The sequence below is a fragment of the Pseudanabaena mucicola FACHB-723 genome (assembly GCF_014696385.1).
Lineage (GTDB): Bacteria > Cyanobacteriota > Cyanobacteriia > Pseudanabaenales > Pseudanabaenaceae > Pseudanabaena.
Genome location: NZ_JACJQB010000003.1, coordinates 97,702 through 119,501, shown reverse-complemented (window position 1 = coordinate 119,501; position 21,800 = coordinate 97,702). Strand labels below are relative to the sequence as shown.

21 protein-coding genes are annotated in these 21,800 nt (G+C 43.8%); 13 read left to right on the top strand and 8 right to left on the bottom strand.

Annotation, left to right across the window (positions count from 1 at the left end; genetic code table 11):
• Window positions 1–47: 47 nt before the first annotated feature.
• Window positions 48–1,313, bottom strand: a complete 1,266-nt coding sequence (locus H6F41_RS03380) for an aminotransferase class V-fold PLP-dependent enzyme (RefSeq protein ID WP_199288642.1) — start codon at window positions 1,311–1,313, stop codon at window positions 48–50.
• A 204-nt stretch (window positions 1,314–1,517) separates the two neighbouring features.
• On the opposite strand from H6F41_RS03380, the gene H6F41_RS03375 reads away from it, so the two are divergent.
• The 7 genes from H6F41_RS03375 (at window position 1,518) to H6F41_RS03345 (ending at window position 6,046) form a co-directional block, all read left to right on the top strand.
• Entirely contained in the window at window positions 1,518–1,733 is a 216-nt protein-coding gene (locus tag H6F41_RS03375) for a hypothetical protein (protein WP_190402071.1), read from the top strand.
• Between the two features lie 109 nt (window positions 1,734–1,842).
• Complete coding sequence (locus H6F41_RS03370) at window positions 1,843–2,181, top strand: NINE protein (protein ID WP_190402070.1); 339 nt, start codon at window positions 1,843–1,845, stop codon at window positions 2,179–2,181.
• A gap of 21 nt (window positions 2,182–2,202) precedes the next feature.
• Window positions 2,203–2,907: a helix-hairpin-helix domain-containing protein gene (locus H6F41_RS03365; protein WP_190402069.1), complete on the top strand. Its 705-nt coding sequence runs from the start codon at window positions 2,203–2,205 to the stop codon at window positions 2,905–2,907.
• A 14-nt stretch (window positions 2,908–2,921) separates the two neighbouring features.
• The gene (locus tag H6F41_RS03360) at window positions 2,922–3,833 is read left to right on the top strand and encodes a pentapeptide repeat-containing protein (RefSeq protein ID WP_190402068.1); all 912 of its coding nucleotides are present in this window, start codon (window positions 2,922–2,924) and stop codon (window positions 3,831–3,833) included.
• A 111-nt stretch (window positions 3,834–3,944) separates the two neighbouring features.
• Complete coding sequence (locus tag H6F41_RS03355) at window positions 3,945–5,288, top strand: ArsB/NhaD family transporter (protein ID WP_190402067.1); 1,344 nt, start codon at window positions 3,945–3,947, stop codon at window positions 5,286–5,288.
• 162 nt (window positions 5,289–5,450) lie between these two features.
• A complete protein-coding gene (locus tag H6F41_RS03350; RefSeq protein WP_190402066.1) occupies window positions 5,451–5,705 on the top strand; it encodes a hypothetical protein in 255 nt (84 codons plus the stop codon).
• Window positions 5,702–6,046 carry a type II toxin-antitoxin system RelE/ParE family toxin gene (locus H6F41_RS03345; protein ID WP_190402065.1) on the top strand — a complete coding sequence of 115 codons (345 nt, stop codon included), beginning with the start codon at window positions 5,702–5,704 and terminating at the stop codon, window positions 6,044–6,046. Before H6F41_RS03350 ends, H6F41_RS03345 begins: the two co-directional genes overlap by 4 nt.
• A 45-nt stretch (window positions 6,047–6,091) precedes the next feature.
• Here the strand turns inward: H6F41_RS03345 and H6F41_RS03340 are convergent, their stop codons facing one another.
• Window positions 6,092–6,298 carry a hypothetical protein gene (locus H6F41_RS03340; RefSeq protein ID WP_408962529.1) on the bottom strand — a complete coding sequence of 69 codons (207 nt, stop codon included), beginning with the start codon at window positions 6,296–6,298 and terminating at the stop codon, window positions 6,092–6,094.
• A gap of 13 nt (window positions 6,299–6,311) precedes the next feature.
• On the bottom strand, window positions 6,312–6,380 hold the full coding sequence (locus tag H6F41_RS19315; RefSeq protein ID WP_408962528.1) for a hypothetical protein: 69 nt from the start codon (window positions 6,378–6,380) through the stop codon (window positions 6,312–6,314).
• A 414-nt stretch (window positions 6,381–6,794) separates the two neighbouring features.
• Here H6F41_RS19315 and H6F41_RS03335 point away from each other — a divergent pair, with 414 nt between their 5' ends.
• The 5 genes from H6F41_RS03335 (at window position 6,795) to nuoK (ending at window position 10,810) form a co-directional block, all read left to right on the top strand.
• On the top strand, window positions 6,795–7,976 hold the full coding sequence (locus tag H6F41_RS03335) for an NAD(P)H-quinone oxidoreductase subunit H (RefSeq protein ID WP_190402063.1): 1,182 nt from the start codon (window positions 6,795–6,797) through the stop codon (window positions 7,974–7,976).
• Window positions 7,976–9,094 carry an NADH-quinone oxidoreductase subunit NuoH gene (gene nuoH, locus H6F41_RS03330; protein ID WP_190402062.1) on the top strand — a complete coding sequence of 373 codons (1,119 nt, stop codon included), beginning with the start codon at window positions 7,976–7,978 and terminating at the stop codon, window positions 9,092–9,094. The genes H6F41_RS03335 and nuoH overlap by 1 nt, the downstream gene beginning before the upstream one ends.
• 85 nt (window positions 9,095–9,179) lie before the next feature.
• A complete protein-coding gene (gene ndhI, locus H6F41_RS03325) occupies window positions 9,180–9,767 on the top strand; it encodes an NAD(P)H-quinone oxidoreductase subunit I (RefSeq protein WP_190402109.1) in 588 nt (195 codons plus the stop codon).
• 65 nt (window positions 9,768–9,832) lie between these two features.
• Complete coding sequence (locus H6F41_RS03320) at window positions 9,833–10,444, top strand: NADH-quinone oxidoreductase subunit J (protein ID WP_190402061.1); 612 nt, start codon at window positions 9,833–9,835, stop codon at window positions 10,442–10,444.
• A gap of 60 nt (window positions 10,445–10,504) precedes the next feature.
• Window positions 10,505–10,810: an NADH-quinone oxidoreductase subunit NuoK gene (nuoK, locus tag H6F41_RS03315; protein WP_009627748.1), complete on the top strand. Its 306-nt coding sequence runs from the start codon at window positions 10,505–10,507 to the stop codon at window positions 10,808–10,810.
• A gap of 58 nt (window positions 10,811–10,868) precedes the next feature.
• Here nuoK and H6F41_RS03310 read toward each other — a convergent pair whose 3' ends face one another.
• On the bottom strand, window positions 10,869–11,555 hold the full coding sequence (locus tag H6F41_RS03310) for a diacylglycerol/polyprenol kinase family protein (protein ID WP_190402060.1): 687 nt from the start codon (window positions 11,553–11,555) through the stop codon (window positions 10,869–10,871).
• 110 nt (window positions 11,556–11,665) lie between these two features.
• On the opposite strand from H6F41_RS03310, the gene H6F41_RS03305 reads away from it, so the two are divergent.
• Window positions 11,666–13,444, top strand: a complete 1,779-nt coding sequence (locus H6F41_RS03305) for an ABC transporter ATP-binding protein (RefSeq protein ID WP_190402059.1) — start codon at window positions 11,666–11,668, stop codon at window positions 13,442–13,444.
• Window positions 13,445–13,482: 38 nt separating this feature from the next.
• Here H6F41_RS03305 and trpE read toward each other — a convergent pair whose 3' ends face one another.
• The 4 genes from trpE to H6F41_RS03285 all read right to left on the bottom strand — a co-directional run bounded on the left by trpE (window position 13,483) and on the right by H6F41_RS03285 (window position 21,727).
• The gene (gene trpE, locus H6F41_RS03300; RefSeq protein ID WP_190402058.1) at window positions 13,483–15,006 is read right to left on the bottom strand and encodes an anthranilate synthase component I; all 1,524 of its coding nucleotides are present in this window, start codon (window positions 15,004–15,006) and stop codon (window positions 13,483–13,485) included.
• A 115-nt stretch (window positions 15,007–15,121) separates the two neighbouring features.
• Window positions 15,122–15,592: a chemotaxis protein CheW gene (locus H6F41_RS03295; RefSeq protein ID WP_190402057.1), complete on the bottom strand. Its 471-nt coding sequence runs from the start codon at window positions 15,590–15,592 to the stop codon at window positions 15,122–15,124.
• A 94-nt stretch (window positions 15,593–15,686) separates the two neighbouring features.
• Window positions 15,687–19,091 carry a hybrid sensor histidine kinase/response regulator gene (locus tag H6F41_RS03290; protein ID WP_190402056.1) on the bottom strand — a complete coding sequence of 1,135 codons (3,405 nt, stop codon included), beginning with the start codon at window positions 19,089–19,091 and terminating at the stop codon, window positions 15,687–15,689.
• 32 nt (window positions 19,092–19,123) lie between these two features.
• On the bottom strand, window positions 19,124–21,727 hold the full coding sequence (locus tag H6F41_RS03285) for a methyl-accepting chemotaxis protein (RefSeq protein WP_190402055.1): 2,604 nt from the start codon (window positions 21,725–21,727) through the stop codon (window positions 19,124–19,126).
• Window positions 21,728–21,800 lie beyond the last annotated feature (73 nt).

Genomic DNA, 21,800 nt, shown 5'->3' with positions numbered 1-21,800 from the left:
GTGCTTAGCTGCGGAGAAATAGGAATACAAAAAGATATAGATATTGATTAATTCATAGTTTCTAAAATTGAGACAAGGCGATCAATATCTGCCATGGAAGTGAGGTAATGCACCGAAGCTCTCAAGCAATCAGGATCGGCAAGGGCGCGAATTAAGATTTGGTTTTCTGTTTCTAATTGTTTGGAGATTAAAGCATGGGATTTTTGAGCGATCGCACTTTTAGCAATTTCCCTATTCACTTTAAAGGAAATTAGTCCCGATTCTGGCGGCAGTTGGCGGATACAGTCAATATGTGGCATTGCATTCAGCTTTTCCCAGAGCGTTTTACTGAGATGACAAATCCTTTCATAGCGCTGTTGTTGATTACCCCAACTATTAGCATTTGCGATCGCAATTCGCATTGCCCCATAGAGTGCATAGGTGGAGCTAGCCACCTCAAACTTTGCGCCATCATGTCGCCATTGGGGAATTGGTGGTTTATAAGTCAATCCTCGCCACCCCACAAATACAGGCTCGATATCGTCAAAAATTTCAGTACGAATATATAAAGCTCCTAAACCTAATGGCGCACAAAACCATTTATGGGTTGTAAAAGCATAAAAATCCACCTCACTATCAGCAAGATTGAGGGGCAGTACGCCCGCCGACTGTGCGGCATCCACTGCAACAAAAACATGGCGCTCATGACAAGCTTTGGCGATCGCCTTTAAGGGAATTACCTGTCCTGTATTCCAGCAAATGTGGCTAAGCATGACCATTCGCGTTGTCGGTTGCAAATGCTGCACGATTAATTCCACAACTTCAGAGCTGCTTTCGTCTTCAGCGATAGCGTTACAGGTATTGCTCAAGGGGAAATAATCAATTTCGATACCAAAGCGTTTCTGGATTTGGACGGCAATGGCAATAATGCCAGGGTGTTCACAATCCGAAATTAGTAAGCGATCCCCCCTTTGCCAATCCACTGCCCACAGGGCAATATTGCAACCCACAGTTGTATTTTCCGTCAGAGAGATGGTGCTAGGGCTAACTTGCAATTCTTGTGCAATTACCGTTTTGGTTGCGTCATATTCTGACATCATCCACTCACCTGCGGCATTGGAAAAACTGCCTATCGACTCAATATGCCTAAAGTTATTGGCGATCGCATCGAGGGCAGCCTCACACATTACCCCCTGTCCACCGTAATTAAAATAAGTGCGGTTCTGAATTTCTAAAGCAGGAAAATGTGACCGATGCGCGTCTAAATCCCGTTCGTGATCGCAATCTAGACTGTCAGAATCTGAACTATTGGAAAATGCTGCTGAAGAAACCAAAACCAACTCCTAAGAAAATATTCAGCTAGAGACTATTCTATCCCTAGATATAGCCGTCCCAAGCTCAAGTTACGAATACTCAAAAAAGCACCCTAAAACTTTGCGATCGCAATACCATGTAACTAGTTCAGCACGGAACTGCTGCATACCAGAGCTAAACATAATTCCATCGCCATATTTTTGTAAAGCTGAGCCAAATCATCAATGACCACCAAAGCTGATCTTTTGCCGAATTGGATTAATCTAGCCATAGCCAAGAAACTAAAATTTCTACCCTATGCAATCGTGGGTATGGCATTATTTATCCTTAATTCTGACTCCGTTTCCCATCTCTATTTACAGGTCTATGTCACCTTACTAGAAGTTAAACTTGGCATCGTTTTAGTATATTTACTCAGTAAATTACTAAGTAAAAAATGAAAAATATAAATAAATAAACACCTTTGTTATAGACGCTCAGAATTGATCGACAACTCTAAACCCCAATCGAAAACACTATATTTAAGAACATGAACGAGGACATTAGGTAATGAAAAAAAGTCGGACTGCGGCAATTCTTTGGTGTTTCTTTTTTGGATGGTTAGGAGCGCATAAATTTTATTTAGGACAGGCTGGGTTAGGAATCCTTTATCTTTTTTTCTGGTGGACATTTATTCCATCGCTGGTGGCTTTCATTGAGTTCATCATGTTATTAGTCATGTCAGATACGGAATTTGATCGCAAATTTAACGCATCTGCACCGCAACCAGCCGTCTCAATTCGCGAATCTACTGCTGCCCTTAGTGATCTCAAAAGGCTCTACGATGAAGGCATCATCACGGCTGAAGAGTATGAAGAGAAGCGCAAAAAACTCCTCAAAAACATCTAGTCCTATAGAAAATTTAGACTTATGTCTCAACCTTCATGGTTTGATCAAACACCAGCATGGGTTTGGTGGTCTTTTTTCCCAGCATTAGGCGGTGGCGCAATTGCCTACGCTGGCGTAAAGGCAGGCTCAAATATTTGGATAGGCGTTGGTGCTGTTTTTGTCGCTGGGGCGATCATTCTTGCGCCAATGTCAGAAACTGCCTCCGTTGTGATTTGGCTTGCCCAAGTGATTACCGCATTTGCCCTGAAGCAGGAATACTTGGCTAAAACCTATCCCAAGAATTTACCCTTGCCAGAAGACCCTAAATTATTTAAGGCAATCGCCGCTAGTCGTACCAAAATCGAGATTAATAGCTGCTCAAAAAATGATTTGGTCAATGTTTTAGGGTTGCCCATTGTTTATGCCAATGATATTGAGTCTTTACGGGATGAGGGACATATTTTCACAAGCTTAGAAGAACTACACGATATTCTGGAAATTCCCAACGCCACCCTCAAAAAAATTGAGCCAATGGTGACTTTTAGCTATGACTATCGTCAAGAAGTTGAGTATTCGTGGAAGCGAGTTAATTCTATGTCCGTTGAAGATTTGATGATCATGGGTATTGATGCCAAAGTTGCGATCGCAATCTTTGACGAGCGACAACGGCGCGGCGACTTTAAATCAATCATGGATATCAAAAAACGAACAGGAATTCCCTTTAGCGCATATCGCCAAATCACTTAATTAGAAATAAATCTATGGCATTTTTTCGATCTCCACTCAAGGATAAATTAGGCAAACATCAACTATGGCTGGATAGCCACGGCGCTCAGGGGCAAAGATTTAGTGCGGCAGGGGCAAACTTTGAGAAGGTTGATTTGAGTGGAGTTAATCTCAGCAAGGCAAACCTCAGTGGCGCAAATCTCAGCGCTGCCAACCTGAATGAGGCAAATCTTAGCGAAGCCACTTTGTTTGGTGCGACCCTAAAGGGAGCAAAATTGAAAAGAGCAAATCTGAGTATTGCATTATTAAGCGGAGTAGAACTACAAGGAGCAATCTTAGTCGATGCTATTTTGCAGGAAGCAGTGTTATGTGAAGCAAATCTGACGGGGGCAAATCTGACAGGGGCAAATTTACACAAAGCCAATCTCAGTTTGGGTATTCCCGAATTTGTGAAGGTAAAAAATATGCAAACACTTTCCATTGGCAGTTCTATTCCATTTGTGGCTGTTAATCAAACTAATTTGCAAGAAGTCGATCTCAGTAATGCCGACCTCAGCGAAGCTAATCTTGATTTTGCGAATCTCTGTGCTGCCAATCTTAAATCGGCTAATCTTAGTAAAGCCAAGTTATTTGCCGCTAATCTCAATAGAGCAAATTGTGATGGCGCGAATCTCCACAGTGCCGATCTATTTCGGATTACAGCCCTAGATACCAACTTCAGTAGAGCCATCCTGACCGATGCTTGTATCGAGTCATGGCAAATCAATAGCAATACTCAATTTGATGATGTTATTTGCGATTCTATCTATTTGAAACATATCCTGAAAACTCTACCCGATTATCTGCTTAGAAAATATTGCGATCGCAGACCCTTTAACCCTAAAGCTATCTTTGCTCAAGGCGATTTTATAAAATTCCTCCAACAAGAATACGCCATATCTAAGTAGCGACCAATACCTTGTTGTTTGAGATTTATTGCCTAATCTTTCTGATTACAAACTATGTTGCTATTGTGCAAACACACTCAACCTGAAAACATCTCACCAAATTGAAACTTAATGGCAACTTGGCAAGCAACCGTAACACTAGTTACCTTTCTCAGTGTGATTTTTTTACTGATTACTGAGTGGATACATTTTACGATCGCGGCTTTTTTGGGCGCATTATTTCTGATCATCGCCAACATAATGACTATGCCCGAAGCCCTTGCCTATATCGGCAAAAGCCATGGCACGCTAGGGCTGTTTTTTGGGGTAATGGTGATGGTACGAGCCTTTGAGCCAACTAAAGTCTTTGAATATCTCGCGACAAAAATGGTGATCTTTGCAAGAGGTAGAGGAGATCGACTGCTCCTAGGAATAGTCGGCATTACCACTCCCATATGTGCAGTTTTACCTAACGCCACAACTGTGATGCTGCTAGCTCCCTTAATTCCTCCGATGGCTCAGGAAATCGGTGTGGACTTTGTGCCATTACTAATCTTGATGGTATTTGTTGCTAACAGCTCAGGTTTGTTAACCATTGTGGGCGATCCCGCAACTTATATTGTCGGGGACTCTATCAATATGAGCTTTGTCGATTATTTAGGCAAACTAAGCCTTGGCGGGGCGCTTGCTGTTGGTGTCATTGTGGCACTGCTGCCATTTTTATTCCGCAAAATCTGGCGGACAAAACTAGAGAATCTTGAACGCCTTCCCCACCCCAAAATTAATCACCCGCGTACCCTGATTATTGGAGCAGTAATCACTGCTTTTGTTCTTACATTTTTCGTGATCGGAGAATCATTGCCTATCCCAGTATCGCCAGCCACAGTCGCGCTACTAGGAGCAGGACTCGCATTAATGCTAGCTCACCACAGCAAAATTGATACTGTCCAGCACATTTTAAGCGATGTGGATTGGAGTACATTGATCTTCTTTATGTGCATTTTTGTGCTGATTGGTGGACTAGAGAAAACAGGTGTAATCGCGAGTATGTCAGGAATTTTGGCAGTGGTATTAGGAAAGAATATCGCCCTCGCCTCAATTATTGTGGTTTTCTTTGTAGGGTTAATTTCTAGCGTTGTCCCCAATATTCCCCTTGTCGTAGCAATGGTTCCTTTACTCAAGCAATATGTAGTAAACGTCGGCTTAGCAGATCCGTCGGTTCTTGCTAATGATTTTACTGGACAGTTTCCTGAAATTGTACTGCCTCTGTTTTACGCAATGATGTATGGCGCAACCCTTGGCGGTAATGGAACTTTAGTAGGCGCTTCAGCAAACATTGTTGCCGCAGGGGTTGCCGAGCAGCATGGACGCAGAATTTCGTTTAAGACATTCCTGCGCTATGGTATCCCCGTGATGATTATCCAACTAGTCGTAGCTGCGATTTATATAACCCTACGATTTTTGATTTGGACATAATCATACTGAAATCTAAATGAGGTCGCTAATTCTAAATATGGCGTTTCAGCACCAATACCCGATTAACTGACCAATGACTGATTTTTGGTGAATAGACGATCGCTGAGAGTAATTGATTCAGGCTATAATCACCTTGAAACTTTGCGCTAGAAGAGGCTTTCTATGTCAATAGTTGTTACCCTTAATCCCAAATTAGAAGCATTGCTCCACAGCAGAGCCGCAAAACAAGGTCAAGATATTAATTCTATTGCATCCGAATTATTAGCGAGTATTTTAGATTGGGAAGAAAAAGATTCTGAGGAAGCTATTAAGGGCATTCAAAAAGGATTAGATGACTTTGAGGCAGGACGATATCGGTCTTTTCAAGATTTTGCTGAAGAACAACGCTATAAGTACAATCTGCCAGCCAATTCATGAACTACCGCATCGAAATCTCAAGTATTGCCGGATCTGAAGCAGATAGTGCATTTTTACGACTGTCTCAAATCTCATCTTCCGTAAATGCTAGTCAATGGTATTCAGGTTTGCTAGAAGCGATTGCATCTTTATCTCAAATGCCTAAGCGTTGTCCATTAGCAAGAGAGAATGAGCATTTTAGCCAAGAACTCCGTCAATTGCTCTATGGTAGGGGGCGTAATTCATATCGAGTGATTTTCACTATTTTGGAAAGACCAGAAATCTCCACAGTCCGCATTCTTCATATTCGCCACGCATACCAGCAAACAATTGGGGAAGCTCCAGAATTAGGCGAAACTTAGGCGATCTCCTTGTTTAATTTCTCATGAATAGGCGATCGCATAGTCTTACATAATTTCTTCAGCTAAAAGCTTGCCCTTGACTCGTTCATATTCATCTTCAAGAAACCACTCTTCGGCGGTTTGATAATTTGAGTGAGAGACAACCAATTTGTAATCTGCCGCAGGATTGAAAACATTACACTTGTCATTGTGATCAACTACAAGCATCAAAATTTTCGGCGGAAAAGGGATGGGATCAACCCAAAGTTCGATAAATTTCCAAGTCTTAGCCTGTTTTTCGAGGGCTGGTACGAGGGATTGCATGATACTCACCTGTAGCTTTTAAGACTTTGATCTCACCGTAATAAAGAGGTTTTTGGCTACCATCTACTCTAAGTTATATCTATAGCCAAGCAATTTAAGACATACATCGCTACACATATATAGTTGAAAGATAATGATTGATCAGGAAAGCATAGATATTTGTATATGATTTTGATAGGATAACCTGAACCCAAAACCAGCAATTAGACACTTTTTAACACATATTCCCGCCCCAACATGACGATATACTGATAAACATCAAGGCATATCTACTTAAATAACATAACCAATAGAGTCATTTGCTGAAGCAATCGCTCAGGCTGTGACTTAAAATAACAAAGATTTGGAATGTGCCGTGTTCTGCACAGTACATCTTCAAACCTAGCAAAACTAGCACTAATAATCCAGAGCAACAGTTTACAGAGTAAAGAGGCGATCGCAAATCATGGTGATGATTGAAACCAAAGCCGAACGCATGGTCATAAATATGGGACCTCACCACCCATCCATGCACGGCGTTCTTAGACTTATCGTCACGCTAGACGGCGAAAATGTAGTCGATTGCGAACCTGTCTTAGGTTATTTGCATCGCTCCATGGAAAAAATTGCCGAAAATCGCACGATTATCCAATATTTGCCCTACGTGACCCGATGGGATTACCTCGCAACTATGTTCACCGAGGCAATCACCGTCAATGCCCCCGAAAAATTAGCGAATGTACCAGTGCCGAGACGCGCCAGTTACATTCGCATGATCATGCTAGAACTTAGCCGCATCGCCTCTCACCTACTGTGGCTCGGCACATTCGTCGCAGACATCGGCGCACAAACCCCATTTTTCTACGTCTTCCGTGAACGGGAAATGATCTATGACCTGTTCGAGGCAGCAACAGGGATGCGAATGATGCACAACTATTTCCGCATTGGGGGAGTTGCTGCCGATCTCCCCTACGGCTGGATCGAGAAATGTGAAGACTTTTGCAACTACTTCACTCCTGTCATCGACGAATACGAAAAATTAATTACCAATAACCCCATCTTCCGTAAGCGAATTGAAGGACTTGGCACAATTACCCGTGACGAAGCAATTAACTGGGGTTTATCAGGCCCAATGTTGCGTGGTTCAGGTGTAAAGCTTGATTTACGTAAGGTTGATCATTATGAACTCTACGATGAACTCGATTGGGATGTGCAGTGGGACAATGGTGGCGACTGCTTAGCGCGTTACTTGGTGCGCGTCCGCGAAATGCGTGAATCCACGAAAATGATCCTGCAATGTCTCAAGCAAATTCCGGGGGGATCTTACGAAAACCTCGAAGCCCAGAGAGTCCTTGCAGGGCCGAAGAGTGAATGGAACTCAATGGACTATCAGTTCATCAGCAAAAAACCATCTCCCACCTTCAAAGTTGCTGCTGGTGAGCATTATGTTCGCGTCGAAGCGCCCAAGGGTGAACTCGGTGTCTATATCATCGGCGAAGATAGCGTCTTCCCTTGGCGTTTCAAGATTCGTCCACCTGGATTTATCAATTTACAAATTTTGCCAGAGTTAGTGCGGGGCATGAAGCTCGCTGACATCATGGCAATCCTTGGCAGTGTGGACATTATTATGGGTGAGGTCGATCGCTAATGTACGGTGGAATTGATTTACAAAGATCTTTAATCGAAATCTTGTCGGGGCTTGGGCTACCGACGGATGTTGCCAAATTAATTTGGATGGTACTGCCCATGGCAGTGATGATTTTGGGCGTGACCGTGGGCGCATTGGTCTGCACATGGCTAGAACGGAAGATTTCGGCGGCTGCCCAACAACGGATTGGTCCTGAGTATGCGGGGCCATTTGGTTTGCTAATTCCCCTTGCGGACGTGGGCAAGTTACTGATTAAGCAAGGTACAGTTCCTGCCAAAGCCGATGCTTTGCTCTACACCATTGGACCTGCCCTCGTATTTACATCAGTATTTATCTGTTATCTTGTCATCCCCTTTGGTCAGAACTTGATCATTTCCGATATTGGCACGGGTGTGTTCTTCATTATTGCCATTTCGAGTATTGCGCCCATTGGTTTACTAATGGCGGGCTACTCCTCTAACAACAAATACTCATTGTTGGGTGGTTTACGGGCTGCCGCACAGTCTATTAGTTATGAAATTCCTCTAGCATTAGCTGTACTTGCGATCGCACTCATGACCAATGGACTAAGTACCATTGATATCGTCAATCAGCAAGCCGAGTATGGAATTTTGTCGTGGAATATTTGGCGGCAACCGATTGGTTTTGTCATTTTCATCATTGCTGCCCTTGCTGAATGCGAGCGTTTGCCCTTTGACTTACCCGAAGCCGAAGAAGAACTGGTTGCGGGTTATCAAACTGAATATTCAGGGATCAGATTTGCCTTCTTCTATGGTGGCTCCTACGCTAACCTCTTACTCGCTGGACTACTAGCATCGATTTTGTACCTCGGCGGCTGGGAATTACCTTTCCCTATCGACAAAATTAGTGATGCTCTGGGTATTGAAGCAAATACGGCATGGTGGCAAGTTCTGGCGGCTTTTATTGGACTAACTGCAACCCTTGTCAAAACCTACGCCTTTATCTTCTTTGCAATTCTGTTACGTTGGACAGTCCCCCGTGTGCGGATTGACCAATTGCTAGATCTAGGTTGGAAGTTCTTGTTACCGATTGGCTTAGCGAACTTACTGATTACGGCAGCATTGAAACTCGCTTTTCCCTTTGCTTTTGGTGGATAAGCCTTCACTAGCCCCTTTCTCATAAGGAGAGAGGGACAAGATTTTTGAATTTAAAGCAGAAACTTAAACCCCAATTACCAAAATGCTGAAATTTCTCAATAAAGTTGGTGAATACACCAAAGATGCTGTCCAAGCAGCAAAGTATATCGGACAGGGTATGTCCGTCACCTTTGATCACATGCGTCGTCGTCCGATCACGGTGCAATATCCTTACGAAAAGTTGATTCCCTCTGAGCGTTTCCGTGGACGAATTCACTTTGAATTTGACAAATGCATCTCCTGTGAAGTCTGTGTGCGTGTATGTCCGATTAACTTGCCTGTAGTTGATTGGAAGTTCAACACAGAGATGAAAAAGAAGGAACTCAAGAGTTATAGCATTGACTTTGGAGTATGTATCTTCTGCGGTAACTGTGTGGAATACTGCCCCACCAATGCTCTATCCATGACCGAAGAATACGACCTCTCCACCTTTGATCGCCATGAATTGAATTTTGATAGCGTTGCCCTCGGACGGATGCCCACTAAGGTGACTGAAGATCCATTAGTTACACCAATTCGTGAGCTTGCCTACTTACCCAAAGGTGTTATCGAAGGGCATGAAGTACCTCATACAGCTAAACGGGCAGGGCGACTTCCTGAAGAAATTGCTGAAGCTGCCGCACCAAAGGAATAACTAATTTAGATGATGTTAGTCATCATCTAAATTAGGTTTGAGTAAGACTATTAAAGGAGATTGGAATGAACAATATTGGTCTAGGTGATGGTTCACAAACCGTATCCCTAGTTGTTTTGACAGCAATGCTGATTGCTTCGGCTATGGGTGTGGTGCTATTGCAAAATATCGTCTATGCAGCATTTTTGCTCGGGGCAACTTTTATTAGTATTGCGGGACTATATCTGTTGCTCAATGCTGATTTTGTGGCGGCGGCGCAGGTCTTAATCTATGTTGGCGCAGTCAATATCTTGATCCTATTCGCGATCATGCTAGTCAATAAGCGTCAAGACTATCAAGATGTTAAATATGGCGCTTTGCGTAGTGTGGTCACAGGGGTTGTTTGTCTGGGATTGTTTGCATTACTGGGCGTGACGGTAACTTCAACTAGTTGGGCAATTAGTCCTGCGATCGCAAAATTACCTTCGACAATGGTGGTAATTGGTCAGCATTTCTTTAGTGATTATTTACTACCCTTTGAGTTGGCATCAATTTTGCTATTGGTTTCACTGATTGGGGCGATTGTACTTGCCCGTCGGGAACTTGTGCCTGATGTGGTCAATGTTGCTCAAGGTGATGATGAAGAATCCCTTGAACTATTGGAAAAGCCAAAAGAACAACTTGTCTCGTCTAAATAGATTAATCCGTTCTCTCCTTTCCCATAGAAAAGGGTAATAGAAAAATAATAGTAAACAGATATGTCTTTAGAACCTTTTTTGATTATTGCCGCCGCATTGTTTTGTATTGGCATCTATGGATTAATCACTAGCCGTAATGCGGTGCGGGTATTAATGTCCGTGGAGTTAATGCTCAATGCTGTTAATTTAAATTTGATGGCATTCTCTAACTTCTTAGATTCTGCTAGTATTCGCGGACAGGTATTTACAATTTTTGTAATTTCGATCGCAGCAGCGGAAGCGGCTGTGGGTCTTGCGATTGTTTTATCGATCTATCGCAGTCGCGATACTGTCGATATGGAGCAGTTCAACTTACTACGTTGGTAATTGCAGCGCAAAGCACTGGGTTAAAAATAAGGGTCGCGCTTAGCGCGACCCTTATTTTTTAAAGGTTCGTTTGCATCGCTAAACTTAGAAAAGCACTGGCTAGTGGGACTGAGAGATTATCTGTGCCTCCGGGGGAATAGGCTTCTAGTAATGCTGCGATCGCTGCTACAGGTATCGCAACACCAATGTCACGGGGCTGAATACCATGAGTAATCCCAAAAATACCAAGCATTACTAACAAGCTTGTGGCAAACATGGCAAAAGAACCTTCATAACTACGCCTATTGCCTAAATGAATAAAGGTATGCTTCCCAAAGCGCTTACCGATTAGGGCTGCCATGCCATCGCCCCATGACATCACCATTACACCAATCACGGCATATTCGGGATATTGCTCCCATAGAAATGCGACTAAAATCGTAATGCTGAGAGCATAGTAAAATACACCGTAGGTTTTTCGCCCCACATCATTAAGCATTGGCAAAATATTTGTATAGTGAGACGCGAATGCGATCGCAGTAAATAATATGCCAGCACTCACACAGATCCATGTCGGTATATGTAACCACCATGCGATCAGCAATACATTTCCCGTGCCAATATGCACAACTTTGCGAACCAGTTCAGGATCTTGATCGAGGCGATGCAAAACTTCTGATGCTAAAAATACTAGTCCGAGCCAAATAGCAACCGCACTAATCTGAATTGCCAGCGGATTGATTGCAGAAACATCGTTATTAGGCATTGGCACAACCCTTGGGGCTACATAGGCAAATGGAAATGCTCATGATTGGCGCTAATTTGGTGAATTTTAAATATTGATATACTATAGCAACCGCTATACAGCATTTTGCAATGTCTAATGTCCACCCGTTTATCCGTCTGACTCGCTATGCCCGTAACTATCGATCGCAAATTTGGACAGCAACAATTTGCTCGATCCTCAACAAGTTTTTTGATTTAGCACCACCCGTTTTAATTGGGGCAGCGATCGATTTGGTATTGCAAAAGGAAAATTTTTGGGCGAATCCCTTGGGCGTGGAGGGATTGGGAGCGCAATTGTTTGTTCTATCAGCGATCAGTGCTGTAATTTGGGGATTGGAATCAATCTTTGAGTATGCCTATGCGCTGCAATGGCGAAATTTGGCACAGACAGTCCAGCATGATCTGCGTCTAGATACCTATCAACATTTGCAGGACTTGGAGCTTTCTTTTTTTGAAGAGCGCAGTTCGGGGGGGCTGATGTCGATCTTGAGTGATGATGTCAATCAATTGGAGCGTTTTTTGGATGGTGGCGCAAATGAAGTGATTCAGGTGTCGGCAACCGTGCTGTTGATTGGGGGCGCATTTTTTGTAATTACCCCTAATGTTGCTTGGTTAGCGCTATCACCGATGCCATTTATTCTTTGGGGGTCGATTTGGTTTCAGAAATTTCTTGCGCCACGCTATGCCGATGTCCGCGATAAGGTTGGTTTATTGAATGGACAACTCTCGAATAATATTGGTGGCATTACCACGATCAAAGCCTTTGTGACCGAAGACTATGAACGTCGGCGCATTGAGATTGAAAGTAACCGCTATCGCCAAAGTAATCGCAGTGCGATTTCCTATAGCGCTGCCTTTGTACCTTTAATTAGAATTCTCATCTTTGGCGGATTTATTGCGATTCTGTATTACGGCGGACTAGAAGTACAGGCAAATCGGCTGTCGGTTGGCAATTACTCCGTGATGATTTATCTGATTCAGCGTTTACTATGGCCATTAACTCGCCTCGGTGAAACCCTTGATCAATATCAACGTGCCATGGCTTCTACAAATCGGATTCTAGATTTATTAGATACGCCGATCACGATTCACTCAGGCTCGAAAACTTTATCTACACAGCATCCCGTACAGGGTGAGATTCAATTAAAAGATGTCACTTTTGGCTATGCCCCTAACTTCCCCATTATCGAAAATCTATCCTTAGAAATTGCGGCGAATAAAACTACAGCCATAGTTGGCGCAACGGGTTCAGGCAAAAGCACCTTAGTCAAATTATTGTTAAGACTCTATGAAGTGCAGTCAGGTCATATATTTCTCGATCGCATTGATATTCGTGACTTAGAATTGCGATCGCTACGCTCCTGTATGGGCTGGGTCAGTCAAGATGTATTTCTATTCCATGGCTCAGTTTTAGAAAATATTGCCTATGGCTCCTTTGAGGCAACCGTTGAGCAAATTGTTGAAGCTGCCAAGATTGCGGAAGCCCATGAGTTTATTCAAGCGCTGCCCAAGGGCTATGACACCATCGTTGGTGAGCGGGGTCAAAAGCTTTCAGGTGGTCAACGCCAGAGAATTGCGATCGCAAGGGCAGTGTTACGCAATCCACCAATTTTGATTCTCGATGAAGCAACTTCGGCAGTTGATAACGAGACAGAGGCGGCAATTCAAAAGTCCTTAGACCGTATTACCAAAAATCGCACTACGATTGCGATCGCCCATCGCCTTTCGACCATTCGCAATGCCGATCGCATTTATGTGATGGATCATGGCAAGATTGCCGAGGTCGGGACTCATGATCAGTTAGTGACGGCAAATGGCATTTATACGAGTCTTTGGAATTTACAAACGGGGCAAACCCACGATATCTAATAAATAAGTGAATTGCGGCGCTTCGCGCCGCAATTCACTTAGCCTAAACAACGTAAGGATTCCAGCATTCCCTTCGCTTTATTTAGAGTTTCTTGATACTCCTTCTCAGGGTCAGAATCGGCAACCACACCAGCGCCAGCTTGCACACTCGCCGTTCCATTCTTGGTCACCATCGTACGAATTGTGATCGCCGTATTGAGCTGACCTTCAAAGTCATAATAGCCATAGGCTCCTGCATAAGTACCACGACGATCGCCTTCGAGGTTGTGAATGATATCCATAGCCCGAATCTTTGGCGCACCGCTCACCGTTCCCGCAGGGAAGCAAGCCTGAAGCAAATCCCAAGCCGTCTTTTCTGGACGAATCTCGCCAACAACATTGCTGACAATATGCATTACATGGGAATAGAGTTCAATCGACATTAACTCATCGACTTTCACCGTGCCACTTTTGCAGACGCGCCCCAGATCATTTCTACCCAAATCCACCAACATCACATGCTCGGCAACTTCTTTCGGATCAGCGAGCAAATCCTTAGCCAGTGCCACGTCTTCCGCAGGATTTGTGCCGCGGGGTCGCGTACCTGCGATTGGGCGGAGGACTGTGCGCGATACACCATTGATACTTTCGGCTTTGACCATGATTTCAGGACTAGAGCCGATTAGTTGCCAATCTTTGAAATTAAAGAATGCCATATAGGGCGAAGGGTTAACCACACGCAAAGAGCGATAGAGGCTAAAAGGCTCGCCTTTAAATTCGGCGGTCAAGCGTTGGGAAAGAACGACTTGGAACACATCCCCAGCCTTGATATGCTCCTTACCCAGTTCTACGGCTTTGCAGAACTTTTCACGGGTAACATTACTCGTATAGCTTACAGGTGGCTGGAGACGAGGATTTGTCCAAGTAATCGCGGTTTTCTGGCGATCCAATGGCGATCGCAATTTGTCTACCAATACCGTCAAGCGATCGCAAGCAGATTTATAGGCAGTTTCTAGGTCATGACCATTGCTGAGGTCAGCATAGGCGATCGCCCAAACCTTGCGCTTGACCTGATCAAATACCAAGAGGCTATCCACCTGCATCCACACACCATCGGGCGTATCACCTTCTTGGCAAGGATACACAGGCACTTTTGGCTCAATCCAATTAATTAACTCATAGCCCCAATAGCCAAACAGCCCACCCAAGCTCGGCGGTAACTCTGGTAAATGCACAGGATGGATCGGCGCAAGGCAATTGTTCAAATGCTGAAAAGGATTGCCAGTAAATTCTTTGACTGTGCCATCTCGAAAAGTTTGGGTCGTGCGATCGCCTCTTGCCTCTAATACCCAGAGCGGATCGCAACCTAACAGGCTATAGCGCCCTAGCCTTTCGCCACCCTCGACTGACTCTAATAAAAAGCTATAGGGTTGACCTTGACATACGCGATACCAAGCTGACACAGGCGTATCGAGATCCGCAACTAGCTCCATGTACACAGGTATAAAGTTGCCCTTGCTAGTATCATCGCCAGTGCCATGTCCAGCCAGCTTTATAAAGTCAGAATACTCAGGGAAAATCATGCGATCGGGACTTCTCAATAAATTGCATCAACTAGCTAAGATTTTATCTTGGTTTTCAGCCATGCTAAACAAAAAGCCCTATCAAAATTGGTAGTAACAGTGCGGTGAGTTTGGATCATGCAGCTAGTTGCAGCAATAATTCTGTATCTAATAAAAATACAGTTTGAGGTTCAGACTTCTTAATTGATGCCTGCATCATGTGGCTAGCAATGCCCAAACTGTCGCGATCGCGATATTCGGCGGGGAGGGGTTGCACGCTTTGGACTGGCACATCTTCAACGTTGGGCAAAGTTGCGATCGTAATGCCGTATAGGCCTGTTTGTTTAGAAAAAATCACTAAAAAGCCTTTATTAGTAATACTTATTTTCTGATCAATTTCTTGACCATAGATATGTTTGTAAAGATCAATTACTAGCACCTCTTGATTTTCGTAGGTAGCGATGCCCAATAATTTGTCACCACTGCGATGAATCTGTGGTATCGGAATAATCCTCACCACGTTGTCAATTGCCAATGCAAAATTGAGATTCCCCATCGTGAAGATCATAAATTTACGAGTTTCTTCTTTTTTTTTGTTGCTCAGCATATTGGTTTAGGTGAATGAATAAATTTATGACTGCCTCATTAAAATAGAGTTTGTGTCGCCTGCTTAGCGGGCGACACAAACTCTATTTTTGGATTTAACTAGAACTACTCAAAAGTCCTTGAATAGTTTTAAATAGTTCCTGTTCGAGATAGGGTTTGGTGAGATATCCTGATGCACCGAGCATCTGCGCGATACCACGATGTTTTGCCCCACCGCGTGAGGTGATCATTACAATGGGGATGTTGAGATAGCGGCTATCCTTACGGCAGGCGGCTAAAAACTCAAATCCGTTCATATTTGGCATTTCCACATCACACATCACTGCTTGAATCTCGGGAGATCTCGCCAGTTGCTCAAGGGCATCACGTCCATCGCTTGCTTGAATCACTTGATAGCCAAATTTCTCTAAGGTCAAATAGAGGGCTTGACGGGCAGTGAGTGAGTCATCGACCACCAGAATTGTCTTTCTGGTAATTGATTTCGGTTTAGGCTCTAATGTTGACGGTGTAATAGATGTCGTGACAGATGCTTTGAGGGTTTGTTTCGGAACAGCAAAATTGGTTGAGAATAATGCCGCACTATCGATAACAGGCACAAGCGTTCCATTCCCTAAAACAGTACAGCCATAGAAATAGGGTGGTGGTGCGATCGCTTTACCAAAGGGTTTAATGGCTAGTTCCTGCTCACTCAGTACCCGATCGATGGGCAACGCCATTACGTCATTACCATTGGCAAATAATAATAATGTTGTCTGATTTTCTTCATCAATAAAAGACTCGGTGCTAAATATATCGATAGATTGTTTGGGTAGCGGATAACCATCGGCAAATATAGAGATGGGATATAGAGGAATTAGGCGATCTTCAAAACGATAAAATTCTTTGCCTTGGATAATTTGGATGTCTTGAGCCTCAACAGGCACAATGCCGATGAGACTGTCAATGGCAATGGCGATTAGTCGCTCTTGGATGCTGAAAATCATCAGCTTGGCAATACTGAGGGTCAGGGGCAATTTGATAATGAAAGTTGTTCCTTGCCCTAGTTCTGATTTAATTTCAATTGAGCCTTTAAGGCTACGGACTTGCTCTTGTACTGTGGATAGCCCCATGCCGCGACCAGAAATTTCGGAAACGACATCGGCAGTCGAAAAACTCGGTGCAAATAGCAGTTGATACGCTTCTTCATCTTTAATTTGATCGGCTTGACTAGGATCTAATAAACCGACTGCGATTGCTTTGGCTTTAATATTGTCAAGATTAATTCCCCGACCATCATCTTTGATTTCGATATAGGTTTGGTTGCCGCGATAGTAAGCACGAATTTCAATGGAAGCAATCGGCGCTTTACCTTTGGCGGCACGTTCTTGAGCTGATTCTGTACCATGATCAAAGGCGTTGCGGACTAAATGTACAAAGGGGTCGTACAGCTTCTCTAATACTGATTTATCAACTAATGTTCCCGTTCCAAATAGTTTGAGACTGACCTGTTTGTTATATTTATTCGACATCTCCCGCACCATGCGGGGTAGACTCGTGAGAATATCGCCCAAGGGTAACATCCGCGCCCATAGTAAGTCATAGCGCAATTGTTTGAGAATCTGTTGCTTACGCCGTTGAGTTTGCTGTGTTTGCTGCATCAACACGGTCATGTCGCGCATCCCTTCATCCATTTGAGCAATATCTTCTAGCGCTTCTTGAATGAATACATGGAGATTACTATAGGAATCCATTTGTAATGGATCGAAGTCGGCGAGGAGATCAATTTCATTGGATGTAGGAGTATTTGCGATCGCAAAATCTCCTGCCTCATTATTGTTGCTACCTGATTTCTGACTACCTGTGCTTAGGGATTGGGTTCTAACTTGTGATTTCTGAGCTTGATCGAGCCAAGTCTGGAGATTTCTAGAGAGTTGATCAAAGTTTTTGAATTGTTTTTGAATACGTTGGATTTTTGCTTGCAGTTGTTGATTTTGGAGAATAGAAGCATTTTCTTGGGTAACTAATTCGCTAGAAAAGTTATTTAATCGATCTAATCTTGGCAGATCAACGCGAATTGTTTCCGCAATATAGGGAGTCGCATTTTTAGGGGCATTGCTTGACTCTTTAACAACATATTTATCTAAGTTAATAGTTTTTGCATCTGTTACTTGATCAGTCTGTACTGTTTCAGGCAGTGACTTTTCTACTTGATAAGGCTTAGCTAATGCTGATTCTGCAGGTTCAAAGAAATGTGATAATTCCGATATGTCCGCCATTTCATCATCTTGATGAAATCCATCAAAAGCATTTGTGTTTACAACTTCCTTTTGTGCAGAACTCTGTATAGAAATCTCATCATTAGCATCTATCTGCACAACATTAAATTCTTGATCAATTTCATCTATATTTTCTATATCTAGATCATCAAAATAAAAATCAGCATCGTCTTGAGCGATTTCTAGTTGATCTAAATTTATGTCTAGATCATCATCCCAATCATTCGACGGTAAAATACTGTCATCTGCTAATTCTTCTGAAATTTGTGCTGATACTGCCTCTAAACTGAAGCCTATGGATGCTTCTGTTTGCGGATTGGAGAAACTAATGTCATCAATTTCCTGTTCTAAGGATTGAAACCAAGCTTCAGATTCTATCAGTTCTTGTTCAAAGGGAGAATTGTGATCAGACGGTTCTGTTGTAGCCACTGCTAAGGAGCTTTCGTTTTGAGGCTGTTCATTTTCGCTAGCAAGAGCAATTAGCTCTGGGCTGGGCTGCCCCCCTTGAGTGCGATCGCCTGCCAATACTGCCTCACGGGCGGCAACAAAGTTGGCTACGGCAACCTGTCCTACTAAAATGGGAGCGTCAGGATGATGGTTAAGGGCTTGCAGAGTTGTATTTGCGATCGCACTAAATCCCGATAAATTTAATAACTCACCAATGCCGCAAAACACCTCGACTTGTGCGCGAATTTCACCTGCCACAGGAATACCCACAGGGTCAGCAAGGACACCTTGCAAGCGGGTAATGCCCTGCTGCACATCACCATCAAACACAATCTGAACAATGTCTACTCCAAGCTCTGCTGAGGTTGGCAATTCGACATCTTCGTCGATATCACCAAGATAGAGCTTTAACACTTCAAAGATTGGCTCGGCGGCAGCGATTGCTGCTTCAGAATCATAACTTCCCGTTTGCAATTGCTCCATCAATGGCAAACGCAAACAGTCATAGGCTTGTAATAATAGACCTTCCACATCGCCATCGATCTCCCCTTCAAAACGATAGAGCGATCGGAAGACATCTTCTAATTGGTGAGCGATTGTCTTGATGCCCTCAAGATTGAGGCTAGCGGAGCCACCTTTGATCGAGTGTGCGGCTCGCATAATTGCGTGCACATTCGCAGTGCTGCGATCTTCCCTTAGAGATAGCAAGCCAGTCTCAATGGTCTGCAAAAATTCAGGTGCTTCTTGCTTAAAAAATTGATAGGCTTGATCGCGAATTTCTGTTTCTGTACTGTACATGGTTGCTATCCTAAATTGCTATCCTGACTCTCTTAATCGCTGACTTTAAACTGCGCTACGCTGACTCGCAATTCTTGAGCAACCTGTAGCAACTCATTAAAAGCCTCATTGAGACTTTGGGCATAGCTAGAGTTAGAGCTAGCGATGGTTGCTACGTTTTGAATTGTTTGACTTGCTTGGTTTGATGTCTCTGATTGCAACGAAGCCGACTGGGCGATTTCCTTTACAAGTTGGTTGACCTGTTGACTGGATACAGAAATGTCAGTGAGACGCTTGCGAGTTTCTTCGACTAGACGTGAACCACTGTCGACCTGTTTTGTCCCAATTGCCATTACCTTGATCAGATCATTAACCTGTGCCTGAATTTCTTCAATTAATTGACGAATTTCTGTGGTTGCTTTTGCCGAACGCTGAGCCAAAGCTCGTACCTCATTGGCAACCACACCAAAACCCTGTCCTTCTTCGCCAGCTCTGGCGGCTTCAATGGAAGCATTTAACGCGAGCATGTTGGTTTGCGCTGCAAAACCATTAATCAGTTTGACGACCTTCGAGATTTTTTGGGAAGCTTCACCTAATTGTTGTACCTTCGCAGAGGTTTCGGCAACGGTTTCACGAATGGCGGTAAACCCTTCAACGGTCACGTTCATGGCCGCATCCCCTTCGAGCAATGCTTGGTTGGCTGAGTCTACCTGTGCTTCAGCTTCGATGGCGCGGGTTTCTACCCCTGCAATTAACTCGGTGAGGGTGTGAATTTTGTTAAGGGTTTCCGAGATGGCTCGTACCTGTTCTGATGTACCTATTGATACGTTCTGCATAGTGGTTTGGTTTTCGAGAACGGTCTCGGATACAGATTGGGAAGCTGTCTGCACTTCTAATACCAGCTTACGGAGGTTTCTAATTGTGGCATTGTAAGAGTCGGCAATTGTGCCAATTTCATCCTCTGTAACTTGCGCACGAACGGTTAAATCACCGCGACTAATCGGATCAACTTCAATCAGCAATTCCAAGGCTCGCTTTTGCAGAAATTCCTTCGCTTGGCGTTGTTCTTGAGTACGCAAGTTAGCCTCTATTTGTGATGCCTCCTGTCGTGCCTCGGCAATCCGTTCCGCTTCTAATTGTTTCTCGACAATCAGCACCTCTAGCTGTTCTGCCATGCTGTTTAGCTCTTGCGATAATGTGCCAATTTCATCGCGACGGTCGATACCTGCTAATCTTTCACCAGTTTCACCACGTCCAATTTTTTTGGTGAAAGCAGATAAACGGAGCAAGGGACTAGCAAAAGATGTAGCAATAAGTAAACCAATTGCGCCTGCAACCACAATTGAAATACCTGCGATCGCATAGCCAGAGTTGGATAATACTGACAGTAGCTCTTGAATTTCGGAGAGTGGGCGGCCGACATAGGCGATGCCAACAGGTTTAACTTGAGGATCAAGTAGTTGTCGATGGTCATAGAGCGGCGCATAGAATGTTAGGTAGTTGATCCCTGTAATATTCGCTTCTCCAACATATTCTTGCCCTTGTTGGAGAACTGCCTCCGATACTTCATTGGAGGCGCGAGTACCGACGGCTCTGGTGTTATCAGGCTTTTTGGTGTTCGGATCAACATAGGGAACGTTGGTGGTAACGCGCCAGTCTTGCGCGAAGATCGTGGCGGTGGGCATGTTGTATTGCTTAGAGTATTTATCGACAATGCCGTAGTTACGATTGAGTAATGCGCCCACTACCGCAGTTCCGACGATGCGACCATTTACTTTAATGGGATATACTGCCATGCTCACCAGACCAGATTTCCCCTGTTCAATATCATAGGTTCCCTCTGGCGCAGGTTGCTTTGCAGCACTGAGTCCCTGTATTGCTTGCGGACGAGTGCCAATTGCTGCCTGCTTTTGCAATCCTAGTTTTTGTAAATCTGTCGATCGCAAAAATTCAATGCCATACATCGGTTTGCCCGTTGCGATCGCAGTTTTCAAAATCGGCAAACTTGAGAGGTCATTACCTGCGGGAATAGTTTTCTGGATATATTTTTGGCTAAAGTCCTGTTGATCCTTGGGCGCAAGGGTAGGCTGTTTTGTCAAGTCATCATCAAGAATCAAGCTATTGCCTTCAATGCTGCGCCCATTGGCATCGGTGACTAGTTTGACATTCTTGATGGATTCAGGATCTCGACCTTCGCCAGTTAGTTGCAATAATGGCTGTAAGGTGGCACGTTTTGATGCTATTTCCGCAGGATCACTCAGATTAAAATTTGCGCTTTCAAGCTGAGTGACAATTTCCTCAGCATCCTGCTTTGCTTCGGCATTTGTCCACAACACATATTCCGACACAAAGAAAGAACCCTTTTCCTTCACAGAAGTTCTTAATTCCTTGAGGGCGGACTGCTCCGAGGATTTAACTAGGGTCTGGGTGACAACAACTACAGGTAAACCAGCAACGAGTAGCATGACTGCCGATAGTTTCCAGCGTACACTCAAGTTATTCCAAGCTTGGGCTGGTGCTTTCCAGAATGGGAGTTTGGGAATGACTGTCGTTTTTGGCGGCGTGGATAAAATTCGAGTTGCGGATTTATTGGCTACTTTGTCCTTGTTTTCTAGATTGTCTGAGGCTGGAATCTCTGGCTTGTCTTGAATTAACATAATGCGCTCTATGACAGATATTCAATATTGGATAAGTTTAGATTCCCTAAATTCCATATTTAATCAAGAGAAC

Coding starts and splice junctions, on each gene's coding strand:
- H6F41_RS03375 (WP_190402071.1), top strand. CDS start 1,518: ATGACCACCAAAGCTGATCTTTTGCCGAATTGGATTAATCTAGCCATA.
- H6F41_RS03370 (WP_190402070.1), top strand. CDS start 1,843: ATGAAAAAAAGTCGGACTGCGGCAATTCTTTGGTGTTTCTTTTTTGGA.
- H6F41_RS03365 (WP_190402069.1), top strand. CDS start 2,203: ATGTCTCAACCTTCATGGTTTGATCAAACACCAGCATGGGTTTGGTGG.
- H6F41_RS03360 (WP_190402068.1), top strand. CDS start 2,922: ATGGCATTTTTTCGATCTCCACTCAAGGATAAATTAGGCAAACATCAA.
- H6F41_RS03355 (WP_190402067.1), top strand. CDS start 3,945: ATGGCAACTTGGCAAGCAACCGTAACACTAGTTACCTTTCTCAGTGTG.
- H6F41_RS03350 (WP_190402066.1), top strand. CDS start 5,451: ATGTCAATAGTTGTTACCCTTAATCCCAAATTAGAAGCATTGCTCCAC.
- H6F41_RS03345 (WP_190402065.1), top strand. CDS start 5,702: ATGAACTACCGCATCGAAATCTCAAGTATTGCCGGATCTGAAGCAGAT.
- H6F41_RS03335 (WP_190402063.1), top strand. CDS start 6,795: ATGGTGATGATTGAAACCAAAGCCGAACGCATGGTCATAAATATGGGA.
- nuoH (WP_190402062.1), top strand. CDS start 7,976: ATGTACGGTGGAATTGATTTACAAAGATCTTTAATCGAAATCTTGTCG.
- H6F41_RS03320 (WP_190402061.1), top strand. CDS start 9,833: ATGAACAATATTGGTCTAGGTGATGGTTCACAAACCGTATCCCTAGTT.
- nuoK (WP_009627748.1), top strand. CDS start 10,505: ATGTCTTTAGAACCTTTTTTGATTATTGCCGCCGCATTGTTTTGTATT.
- H6F41_RS03310 (WP_190402060.1), bottom strand. CDS start 11,555: ATGCCTAATAACGATGTTTCTGCAATCAATCCGCTGGCAATTCAGATT.
- H6F41_RS03305 (WP_190402059.1), top strand. CDS start 11,666: ATGTCTAATGTCCACCCGTTTATCCGTCTGACTCGCTATGCCCGTAAC.
- trpE (WP_190402058.1), bottom strand. CDS start 15,006: ATGATTTTCCCTGAGTATTCTGACTTTATAAAGCTGGCTGGACATGGC.
- H6F41_RS03295 (WP_190402057.1), bottom strand. CDS start 15,592: ATGCTGAGCAACAAAAAAAAAGAAGAAACTCGTAAATTTATGATCTTC.
- H6F41_RS03290 (WP_190402056.1), bottom strand. CDS start 19,091: ATGTACAGTACAGAAACAGAAATTCGCGATCAAGCCTATCAATTTTTT.
- H6F41_RS03285 (WP_190402055.1), bottom strand. CDS start 21,727: ATGTTAATTCAAGACAAGCCAGAGATTCCAGCCTCAGACAATCTAGAA.